Source organism: Rhizobium hidalgonense (genome assembly GCF_002914525.1).
Classification (GTDB): Bacteria; Pseudomonadota; Alphaproteobacteria; order Rhizobiales; family Rhizobiaceae; genus Rhizobium; species Rhizobium hidalgonense.
The window spans coordinates 328,243-339,195 of record NZ_LODW01000070.1; the positions used below are offsets into that span (position 1 = coordinate 328,243).

General features: G+C 61.2%; 10 protein-coding genes. 1 reads left to right on the top strand and 9 read right to left on the bottom strand.

The features are described 5' to 3' along the window. Positions 1-135: 135 nt before the first annotated feature. The 9 genes from ATY29_RS23835 to ATY29_RS23875 form a co-directional block, all read right to left on the bottom strand. Entirely contained in the window at positions 136-3,246 is a 3,111-nt protein-coding gene (locus ATY29_RS23835) for an efflux RND transporter permease subunit (protein WP_097533204.1), read from the bottom strand. A gap of 48 nt (positions 3,247-3,294) precedes the next feature. After that, positions 3,295-4,506, bottom strand: coding sequence for an efflux RND transporter periplasmic adaptor subunit (locus tag ATY29_RS23840; protein ID WP_097533205.1), 1,212 nt, complete (start codon positions 4,504-4,506; stop codon positions 3,295-3,297). 153 nt (positions 4,507-4,659) lie between these two features. Continuing rightward, on the bottom strand, positions 4,660-5,262 hold the full coding sequence (locus ATY29_RS23845) for a TetR family transcriptional regulator (protein WP_097533206.1): 603 nt from the start codon (positions 5,260-5,262) through the stop codon (positions 4,660-4,662). Between the two features lie 103 nt (positions 5,263-5,365). Next, positions 5,366-6,310, bottom strand: a complete 945-nt coding sequence (locus ATY29_RS23850; RefSeq protein ID WP_097533207.1) for a phosphoribosylaminoimidazolesuccinocarboxamide synthase — start codon at positions 6,308-6,310, stop codon at positions 5,366-5,368. A 98-nt stretch (positions 6,311-6,408) separates the two neighbouring features. Continuing rightward, on the bottom strand, positions 6,409-8,151 hold the full coding sequence (locus ATY29_RS23855; RefSeq protein ID WP_097533208.1) for an SLC13 family permease: 1,743 nt from the start codon (positions 8,149-8,151) through the stop codon (positions 6,409-6,411). 102 nt (positions 8,152-8,253) lie between these two features. Continuing rightward, positions 8,254-8,946 carry a phosphoribosyltransferase gene (locus ATY29_RS23860; RefSeq protein WP_280176779.1) on the bottom strand — a complete coding sequence of 231 codons (693 nt, stop codon included), beginning with the start codon at positions 8,944-8,946 and terminating at the stop codon, positions 8,254-8,256. 8 nt (positions 8,947-8,954) lie between these two features. After that, complete coding sequence (locus ATY29_RS23865; RefSeq protein ID WP_003566198.1) at positions 8,955-9,761, bottom strand: pseudouridine synthase; 807 nt, start codon at positions 9,759-9,761, stop codon at positions 8,955-8,957. A gap of 158 nt (positions 9,762-9,919) precedes the next feature. After that, on the bottom strand, positions 9,920-10,126 hold the full coding sequence (locus ATY29_RS23870; RefSeq protein WP_003566196.1) for a hypothetical protein: 207 nt from the start codon (positions 10,124-10,126) through the stop codon (positions 9,920-9,922). 141 nt (positions 10,127-10,267) lie between these two features. Further along, on the bottom strand, positions 10,268-10,606 hold the full coding sequence (locus ATY29_RS23875) for a hypothetical protein (protein WP_097533209.1): 339 nt from the start codon (positions 10,604-10,606) through the stop codon (positions 10,268-10,270). A 57-nt stretch (positions 10,607-10,663) separates the two neighbouring features. On the opposite strand from ATY29_RS23875, the gene ATY29_RS36970 reads away from it, so the two are divergent. After that, the gene (locus tag ATY29_RS36970) at positions 10,664-10,810 is read left to right on the top strand and encodes a hypothetical protein (RefSeq protein ID WP_165779358.1); all 147 of its coding nucleotides are present in this window, start codon (positions 10,664-10,666) and stop codon (positions 10,808-10,810) included. Positions 10,811-10,953 lie beyond the last annotated feature (143 nt).

Sequence of the window (10,953 nt, forward strand, 5' to 3'; positions counted from 1 at the left end):
CTCGAGCAAGTCAATTCTTGTCCGAAGCTTCATGCTTCATTAACGCGGCCGCGCCTCGTTCTGCCAAAAACACACACACCGAAGCAGTCGGGCGCAATGTAGCAACGAGAACAGCATTATCACAGTGCATTTTTATCACAGTCCTGCCGCATTTTTGCTGCGTGTGGCAAAGATGCGTCGAATGACGACGAAGAATGACGGAACGAAGAAGATTCCGAGCATTGTCGCCGCCAGCATGCCGCCGAGGACGCCGATGCCGATGGCGTTCTGTGCCGCCGAGCCCGCGCCTGTCGCGATCGCCAGCGGCACGACGCCGAGAATGAAGGCAAGCGAGGTCATGATGATCGGCCGCAGGCGCAATCTCGCCGCCTCCAGCGTCGCTTCGTAGAGGCCCATGCCGTTTTCCATGCGGTCCTTGGCGAATTCGACGATCAGGATCGCGTTTTTTGCCGCCAACCCGATGGTGGTGAGCAAGCCGACCTTGAAATAAACGTCGTTCGCCTGGCCGAAAAGTGTGGCGGCCGTCAGCGCTCCGAGAATGCCGACCGGCACCGCCATGATCACCGAGAAGGGGATCGACCAGCTTTCGTAAAGTGCCGCCAGGCAGAGGAAGACCACAAGAACCGAGATCGCATAGAGCATCGGCGCCTGCGAACCGGAAAGGCGCTCCTGATAGGAGATGCCTTGCCAGGCGACCGTATAACCGCCGCCGAGCTGTTCGGTCAGGGCTTCCATTTCGTTCATCGCGTCGCCGGAGGAAACGCCGGGTGCAGACGCACCGTCGAGCGGAATGGCGCTGACGGCGTTGAAGCGGGCAAGCGAGGGCGCACCCTTCACCCATTCCGTCTTGGTAAAGGCAGAGAACGGCACCATTTCACCGGCAGTGTTGCGGGCGTACCAATGGTCGAGATCATCCGGCTGCATGCGGAAGGGCGCATCGCCCTGGACATAGACGGGCTTGATCTCGCCGTTCAACGTGAAGTCGTTGACGTCGCGGCCGGTGAAGATGATCGACAGCATCGAATTGACCGAGGCGATGTCGACGCCCATGGCGCCGATCTTCTCCTGATCGAGCACGATGCGCATCTGTGGCTCGACTTCCTTGCTGCTACTGCGCAGCGCCACGATCTTGCCCGAGGTGTTGCCCATCTGGATCAGCCGCTTGGAGGCGGCCGTCAGCGCGTCGTTGCCGTGGCCGCCGGTATCGACGAGATACATGGAGAAGCCGCTCGATACACCGAGACCCTGGATCGCCGGGGGCAGGAGCGCGAAGACCTGCGCCTCGCGGATGGCAAAGAAGCTGCGCAGCGCGCGGTTGACGACCGACTGAGCGCTTAGATTAGGATCGGTGCGCTTGGAGAAATCCTTGAGCTTGGTGAAGACGATGGCGCTGTTCTGGCCGGAGCCGTTGAAGCCGAAGCCCAACGCACCGAAGACGGACTCGACCGCATCCTTCTCGTTCTCACGGTAGTAGTTTTCGACCTTCTCGACGACAGCCTGGGTCTGCTGTGTGGTCGAACCCGGCGGCGTGGTGACGATGGTCAGCAGCACGCCCTGGTCTTCCTGCGGCAGGAAGGAGCTCGGCAGGCGAGTGAAGAGATAGGCGCAGCCGGCGCCGACAAGCAGGAAGACCAGCATGACGCGGATCGGCCGCTTCAGGAGATAGCCGATGGTCCTGACATAACCATTGGTCGAGCGCGTGAAAATGCGGTTGAACCAGTCGCCGACACGGTGTCTTCTGTGCTCGCCGACCGGCTTCAGCATCGTGGCGCAAAGGGCGGGCGTCAGCACGAGGGCGACGAGGGCCGACAGCAGCATGGCCGAGACGATGGTGATCGAGAACTGCCGATAGATGATGCCTGTGGAGCCGCCGAAGAAGGCCATCGGGATAAAGACGGCGGTGAGAACGAGCGCGATGCCGACAATGGCGCCGGTGATCTCGCCCATCGATTTTTCCGTCGCCTCCAGCCGCGACAGCTTCTCCTCAGACATGATGCGTTCGACGTTTTCGACCACGACGATCGCGTCGTCGACGAGAAGGCCGATCGCCAGCACCATGGCAAACATCGTCAAGGTATTGATCGAGTAGCCGGTGACCGCCAGCACCCCGAAGGTGCCGAGCAGCACGACGGGAACGGCAATCGTCGGGATCAGCGTTGCCCGCAGGTTCTGCAGGAACACGAGCAATACGACAAAGACGAGCACGATCGCTTCGATCAGCGTGTGCACGACCTTCTCGATCGACAGTTCCACGAAGGGCGTCGTGTCGTAGGGATAGGTGATCTCCACGCCTGCCGGCAGGCCACGGCCGATGACCTCGAGGGCGGATCGGACGCGGGCAGCGGTATCGATGGCATTGGCGCCGATCGCCAGATTGACGGCAAAACCGGTCGACGGCTGGCCATTATACCGCGAACCGCCGCCGTAGCTTTCCTGACCGATCTCGATGCGCGAGACGTCGCTCAGGCGCACCGTCGCGCCGTCCTTTTCGACCTTCAGGATGATGTGCTCGAAATCGGCGACGGTGGTCAGCTGGCTTTGGGCGGTGATGGTGACGTTGAGCTGCTGGCCGGGGGTCGCCGGCTGGGCGCCGAGCGAACCGACGGAGACCTGGGTGTTCTGCGCCTGGATGGCCGACGTGACGTCGCTCGGCGTCAACTGGTATTTCAACAGCTTGAACGGATCGAGCCAGACGCGCATGGCGTAACCCGAACCGAAGACGTTGATGCTGCCGACGCCTTCCAGGCGCTGGATCTGATCCTCGATCGACGTCGACATGATGTTGCCGAGGTCGACCGAGTTGCGCTTGCCGTCGGTCGACACAAGCGAGCCGACGAGAAGAATGCTCGAAGTCGAGCGGGTGACGCTGATGCCGGCATCGATGACGTCGCCCGGGAGCTGCGACTGAACCAGCTGCAGCTTGTTCTGCACCTGCACCTGGGCGATGTCAGGGTCGGCGCTCGTTCCGAAGGTGAGCTGGATGCTGGCCGAACCGGTCGACGAGGTCGAGGTCATGTAGGTCAGATCGTCGAGGCCGGTCATGCCATCCTCGATGATCGTCGTCACCGATTTCTCGACGGTCTCGGCGCTGGCGCCCCGATAGGTGGCATTGATGCGGACCGTCGTCGGGGCGATGTCGGGATATTGCGAGATCGACAGCGTGAAGATCGCCAGCAGGCCGGCGAGCATGATGGTGATCGCAATGACCCAGGCGAAAATCGGACGTCGGATGAAAAACTTGGCCATCGGTTGTTCCTGTGCGGCTGAGACGGTGACGATGCCGGGCTGCAGCGACTATTTCGCTGCGGGCTTCTGCGTATCACCGGCCAAGGGCTGCTCGGCAGCCACGACCACGCCGTTGTCGTTGATCTTCATCGGGACCGGCTTCACCGGCATGCCTGCCGTGATCGACTGCAGGCCGCTGACGATCAGCTGATCGCCATCCTTGATGCCTTCGGTCACCAGCCAGGAATTGTTGGAAGGCGAGCTGTTTTCGAAGGCGCGGGTTTCGACCTTGCCGTCGGCGGAAACAAACTGCGCCGTCAGCCGGCCATTGGCATCGCGGCTCGTTGCCAGCTGCGGAAGCGCATAACCGGCCTCGGCGCCGAGCTCGACGGTTGCCCGGACATACATGCCGGGCAGAACGATGCGATCGGGATTAGGAAAGAGCACGCGGATGATGAAGGTGCCTGTGGTCTCGCTGACCACCTGCTTCGACATGTCGAGCTTGCCCTGCTGGTTATATTCCTTGCCGTCTTCGAGGATCAGGTGGAAGGCGACTTTGTCTGCGCCCTTGATGTCGCCGGCCGCCATCGCATCGCGCAGCTTCAGGAGGTTGGTGCTCGATTCCGTCAGCGAGATATAGATCGGATCGAGCTGGCGGATTGTCGTCAGCGCCGTCGTCTGGTTGGCGGAGACGACGTTGCCGACATTATAGGCCGTCTGGTCGATGACGCCGTCGAAGGGGGCGACGATCCTGGTGTGGTCGAGATCGATCTGCGCGGCGGAAAGTGCGGCCTTTGCCGACTCCACTTCGGCCTTGGCCTGGAGCAGCGTCGTCTTGGCGGTTTCGAATTCGATCTGGGTGGCGCCGCTGCCGACAAGGCGCTGGTAGCGGTCGAGATTGCTTTCGGCGCTTGGCACGCTGGCTTGCGCCTTGGAGATTGCCGCCTTGGCCTGCTCGACAGCGGCGATATAGGGGGCATCTTCGATCTGGTAAAGAAGGTCGCCCTTCTTGATCTCGCCGCCTTCCTTAAAGGCGATCTCGCGGATGAGGCCGCTTACCTGCGGCCGGATATCGGCCGTCTGGAAGGTCTCGGCACGCCCGGGAAGGATCGTCGTGATCGGGAACGTGCCTTTCGTCATCGTGACCGCGCCGACCGGCGAGGCCTGCTCTGCGGCACCTGCGCCTGCGTTGCCGGCGGGTTTGCCGGCATTGTCGCTGCAGCCGGCGAGCAACGTGCCGAACGCCAGAGCCGAGGAGATGAGGAGGGCGCGCCGTATCATTCTGAATTCCCTGTGCGATGGCAATTGCCGTTCGATCCACGGGCTCGTCTCAGCCGAGCGCAGGCTTATATAAGCGTCAGGATTGATTTGGCTTCAAATGCCATCCGGATTTAACAAATGCTTTGCGAAGTGACGTAAGTCAGCAACCGTCACTTAGCAAGAGTTATTTTGCAATGCGGCATCGACGAAGCCGACGATGTCCTCGGCACGGTGGACGAGGGTTTCCTTATCGTCGCGGGCAATCAGGATCGGATGCAATACGCAGGTCAGCACGTCTGCGACGGTGCGTGCCGCGCTCTCGGGATCGCAGCAATGATACCGTCCCTCCACTATCCCCTGGCGGATGATTTCGCCGAGCTTCTGTTCTATCCGGGCGCGATAGCGGTTGCCGGCCTCGAGTTTGGCCTCGATCGTCGAAAGCACCATTTCGAAGATGTAAGGGTTCTTCTGGATGTCCTGCAGATGGCCCTCCAGCAGGCGCAGGACAAAGCGGAGCAATTGCTCCTTCGGCGGCAGGTCCTGCTCGAAGGCGGCGAAACGCTCGGTGGCATGGTCGAGATGGCGTCCGGCGATCGCATCGACCAGCGCGACCTTGGAACGGAAATGCTTGAAGACATTGGCGGGCGACATATGCAATGCGCCTGATATATCGGCGATCGACACCGCGACGTAGCCACGGTCGCGAAACAGCGTCTCAGCCATGGAGAGAATGTCCTCCCGCGTTTCCTCGGCCTTGCGTCGCGGCCTTCTCGTCATCCGTCCCCCGTCGGGCCGAGCCCGATACCCCTTGCTAATGCTAGCGCGTTTGGGCGAAAATCCGCAAGCCGATGCTTGGCCTGTCGGCTTGCCCGTCATCTCTTCAGGGGAAATAGGGGGCGAGGTTGTTTCGGACACGGGCAAGCGGCGTCTCATCGCTGTCGTCGGGGACAAAACGCTCGCCGGTGATGGCCTCGTAAGCCTTGATATAGACGGCCGAGGTCTGCTCGATCAGTTCGACGGGGATTTCGGGGATCTCATCCTTATAGGGATCGCAGCGCTCGGCCACCCATGCGCGGACAAAATCCTTGTCGAAACTTTCCGGGCGTTTCCCGGCGGCAAAACTCGCCGGATAGCTTTCGGCAAGCCAGTAGCGGCTGCTGTCGGGCGTATGAATCTCGTCGGCGAGGATGATGTTGCCGTCGCCGTCGGTGCCGAATTCATATTTGGTGTCGACGAGGATCAGGCCGCGTCTGGCCGCCATCTCCTGGCCGCGTGCAAAGAGGGCGAGCGCATATCCCGACAGGGTCTCCCACTGCTGCCTGGTCAGAAGGCCGCGGGTGACGATTTCCTCAGGCGTCAGCGGTTCGTCATGGCCGCCGTCGAATTCCTTGCTGGTCGGGGTGATGACGGGTTCGGGCAAGATCTGGTTGTCGCGCATGCCGTCAGGCAGGCGCATGCCGTACATCTCGCGCTCACCCTTCTTATAGAGTGTCAGGATCGAGGTGCCGGTGGTGCCGGCAAGATAACCGCGCACGACGATCTCGACCGGCAGGATATCGAGCCGCTTGCCGATGACGACATTGGCATCCGGATAATCGAGAACGTGGTTGGGGCAGATGTCCTTCGTCGCCTCGAACCAGTAGCGCGCCGTCTGCGTCAGCACCTGGCCCTTATAGGGAATGCAGGTGAGGATGCGGTCGAAAGCGCTCAGCCGGTCGGTGCTGATGATAATCCGGCGTCCGTCCGGAAGGTCGTAATTCTCGCGCACCTTACCGCGATAATAGTTCGGCAGTTCCGGAAAATGGGCTTCGGAGAGGATTCGCACGGCGCTCGACTGTCCTTGTGATTGGGTGAAGGCTTCCTGTCTTTTCATTACCGGGAAGTCAAGGCGACCCCCAAAGTATGGCATCACAGAGTATCGCATCAGAGCCAGAACAGAGCCAGGAGAAACAAGGCGAGGCCGTAACTCGTAACGGCAAGCGGCCAGCCGGCGCGCAGGAAGTCACTAAAGCGGTAGCCACCGATGCCCATGGCCAGCGTGTTGTTGTGATGGCCGAAGGGCGTCAGGAAATCGAGCGAGGCGCCGGCGGCGACCGCGATCAGATAGGCGTGCGGCGCATGCTGGCCGTCTCTCGCAAATTCCAGGGCGACCGGGCTCAGAACGATGGCGACCGTCGCGTTGTTCACGAAAGGCGTCAGCGCCATGGCGAGGAAGAGGATGAGCGCGACGCCGATGAGTGGATGGGCGATCGGCACGACGAGGCGCAGCCAGAAGGCGATGGTTTCGGCCGCCCCGGTGGTCGCCACCGCCTGACCGATCGGGATCATCGCCGCCAGCATGATAATGATCGGCCAGTTGAGATCGGCCATTGCGTGGCGGATATTCAGATGATTGAGCAAGGCGAGCACGAGCACGACGCCGGCAAAGGCGACGTCGGGGCGCAAGCCGGCCACACACGCGGCGATGCCACAGGCAAACAGCGCCAGGGGCCGCCAGGGGTGCGAGGCTGGTTCGCTCGAGGCAGTCGGGGCGAGCGGCAGGCACTCGCTTTCTTCGAGCGCTTCGGCGATTGCCGTTCGCGGCCCCTCCAGTGTCAATATATCGCCGATCGACAGTTGCAGGTCGATGAAACGGCCCTCGATGCGCGGCGCGCGCATGGAAAGCGCGGTGACCGCGACGCCGCGGCTGTGAAAGATTTCGAGCGAGCGGATCCGCGAACCGACCAGCGTGCTTTCCGGCATGACGACGCTTTCGACACGGGAAAAATCCGGTTGCAGGCCGTGCGGACTGATGTCGGCGATCAGCGCCTGTGTAGCGGCAAGACCGGCAAAGACCGCATCGGCCCCCTCGGCAAGCAGCACGTCGCCGGCTTCGATCACCGACTGATCGAGCGGTCCAAAGACGAAATTGTCGCCGCGGATCAGCGCGTGCGGCTTGATGCCGAAGCGCATTGGACAATCGGACAGCGTTACACCGACCAGCGGCGAAACCTCAGGGACGCAACGTTCGACGACGATGCGGCGCGTGGTCGGGGAGATTGTCGCGGGATCTTCGTCGGGCTCCGGAAACAGCCGTTGCACGCGAAAGGCGATGAGCAGAATGCCGGCGATTGCGACGGGCAGGCCGACATAGGCGAAATCGAAGAAGTGAAAGCCGGCTCCGGTCGCCTTGCCGAGCGCATCGCTGACGAGCAGGTTGGCCGGCGTGCCGATCAGCGAAACGAGACCGCCGAGCAGGGCTGCGAACGAGACCGGCATGACGAACTGCCGGCGGGGGATCGCCAGAGCCGTGCCGAGCCGCAGCGCCACCGGCAGAGTGATCGCAAAGGCACCGATATTGTTCATAAAGATGGAGATGAAGCCGGCAAGCGAAGATGTGCCTGATATGACCTGGAAATTCGAGGGTCCTGCGGCGGCGAAACGGGCGGCGAGACTGTCGAAGAGCTTGGCGCGCGCCAGCACCTGGACGATCAGCAGGACCTCGACGACGGTGACGACGACAGGACTGCCGAAGCCCACGAAGATCTGGTCGGCCGGATAGAGGCCGAGCGCGTAGCCGGCAAGCAGGCCGGCGATCGAGACCACCTCGATGCGGAAGCGATCGAGTGAGAAGAGAACGAGCATCGCCAGCAGAAGGATCAGCAGGGATGCTTGCTCGAATGACATAGGCAGATCCGGTGTTTCATCGACGGGGCGGACTGTAATCGTTCTTCATGCGCTGTACAGAGGCGCCTTCAGGCAAAGATTGGACAATTCGCATATCTCGCGTCAAGCCGGCGGAGCCTTCCACCGGCCAGCTGCGGTTCGCTCCAGAATGGGCGTTGAGAAAACGCCGACGGTGCGTGCAATCCACTGCGGCCCGGCGGCTTCCAGCCTTTCGCGCCATCGGTCCGATTGCAGCATAGCGGCACCGATGACGACGGGTTCGATGCCGCAGGCCGCCAGCAGATCGAGCCCGGCAACGATCGAGGCGCCGCTGGAAATGACGTCGTCGATGAGGGCGACGCGCCGTCCCTCAAGCAGCGGCAGCATGCGCGGATCGATATAGAGGCGTTTCTGTTGCGTCGGTGTGGTGATCGAGGACAGCGCAACGGAGAGTTCGTCGCGGTACCAAAATTTGCGTGAGGTACCGAGCGGAACATACCTGTTATGGCCGAGCTTCTGCGCCACGGCGGCGGCAAGCGTCAGGCCGAGTGTCGGCAGACCAGCGACGACATCGATGCGCATGGGCCTGATCTTTTCGGCGAGGCCTTCGGCGAGTGTGTCGAGCACGGCGAAGCTTGTCTGGTTGACGATCAGCGAGGCGAGGGCGTGACTGCCATCCGCCAAAACGCGGATCGGCAGGCGAAGCTGGCGGCCGTCTTCCAGCACGGCGACATAGAAGGAGGCGAATTCGCCGCCGACGGCAAAGGTGCCGGGCGGATCAATCTCCTGCCAGAAATCGTGCGGCGCCATTTCCATCGCATTAGTCAATTGCGTCTTGCCTTTTCGATGCCGGTTTTCCGCCGCAGCGACTGCAATTCCGCCTCGGTCAGCGCACGCACCGCGCCTTTCGGCAATTCGCCGAGCTCGAGCTCGCCGATTGCGACGCGCACGAGGCGAAGGCATTCGGTCCCGAGCGCCTCCAGCATGCGGCGGATCTGGCGGTTGCGGCCCTCGTCGAGCTCGACCTCGATCCAGGAGTTCCTGTCGCCCTGGCGAAGCCGGCGCGCGGCGGTTGCCGTCAGCAACTCGCCGTCATGGCGAATTCCGGATGTCATGGCGTCGATCGCTTCGTCATCCATGATGCGATCGATCTGGACATGATAGGTCTTGGTTACATGCGTAACTGGATCGAGCAGTATCTGGGCAAATTCGGTATCGTTGGTGAAAAGCAGCAGGCCCTCGCTTGCCTTGTCGAGCCGGCCGACGGGGGAGAGATGCGGAATGTCGAAATCCCTGAGGCAATCATAGACCGTCGGCCGGCCTTCGGGATCATGGCGGGTGGTGACGAGCCCGCGAGGCTTATTGAGCATCAGATAGATTTTCGCCTCGGCGGCGATAACCAGGCCGTCGACGCTGATCTTCGCCGTTGCAAGATCGACCCATGCGCAAATATCCGTGATGGCACGGCCGTCGACAGCAACGCGGTTTTCGGCAATCAGGCGTTCGGCCTGCGTGCGGGAGCAGTAACCGAGCTTGGAAAGGGCGCGGGGAAGGGTGACCCGCTTAGCCGCGGCGTTATCGACGAGCTTTGTCCGCTCACGCGTCTTATGCGGTGGGCGCCGGTCCCTCATCTGCCGTCCTTGTCCTGCATTTGATGCCGTCTCTTGGCATGAATGGCAGAAGGATGCCAGCAAGGCGAATAGAAAACGAGGGGAAACTCAGGGGCCGCCAAAAACACGCGGCGCTTTGGGATAAAGCGCCGTCAGGGTTTCGATGGGGTCGGGCTGCCTCAGCGGCAGACCATGAATCCGGCCAGCTCCTTACGGCTGACGACGATACCGGCGGCGGCCTTGACCGGGTCGGGATGGGTGTAGGACAGGCTCGGCATTTCCGGCAGGTCGAGTGCCTGGCGCATATTCATGATGCCGACGGCGTGACGACCATTGGCGCCGTCGACGCTGACTTCAATGATGCAGTTGGCCCTCTTATTGTCCATGGTAGTCCTCCCTTCGTTTTTTATGTTCCCACAGCTCGCATTAAAAATTGGTTTTTATAAGACATAAGCATTTACGCACCCTACCGAAAAACGGATCGGCGGGTGCGCAAAAGTATGCTTTTTTAGGGGGATGCGGAGCCTTTAGCGCCACCAATGGCGAGGCTCCGGCTGCGAGCTGCCGGCGAGCAGATATCCAGCGAGGAAACCAATGGCCCCGGCGAGCACCAGCGCAGTGGTTGCGGCGGTTGGATGCTCGCGGGCGGCGCCAGCAGCAGCGGCCCCTTCGGCCCTGATCTGGGCGACGGCATTCTTGGCGCGGGGCAGGGCCTCGTCATAAGCCTTGCCTGCGCGGCCGCGGACTTCGTAATAGGCTTCTGCGCCTTGAGCGGAAATCATCTTCTGCAGGCGCGAGACTTCCTGTTGAAGTGCGGCGATGTCTTTGCTGACAGATGCCCTGATATCATCGGTGTTGGCAGCCATGTCGGTCTCCTTCCTTCAATGGGAAAGACAACACCTAAGACGGGGATTGGTTCCGAAATGTCAGCCGCTGATGATGACGGAAATTTGAAGCTGCAACGGGAGCACATTAAATCTTTCATTAACCATAAATCCGCTCAAGCCGCTGTTTTTTCGGCATCTTTCTCCATCGCCAAGCAACTTTCCGATGGATTTTTGACCAGGTGATAAAGAAATTTCCGGGATTCCGTCCCGAAAGGGCGCCCTGTGGATAATATCGACCGACAAAAACGCCAGCCGAATCAACCTGTTACAAAATTGTCAAAAAACTTTGTATTGGTGTGTTGACTTGGAAAAGGGGTTAGTTCTAT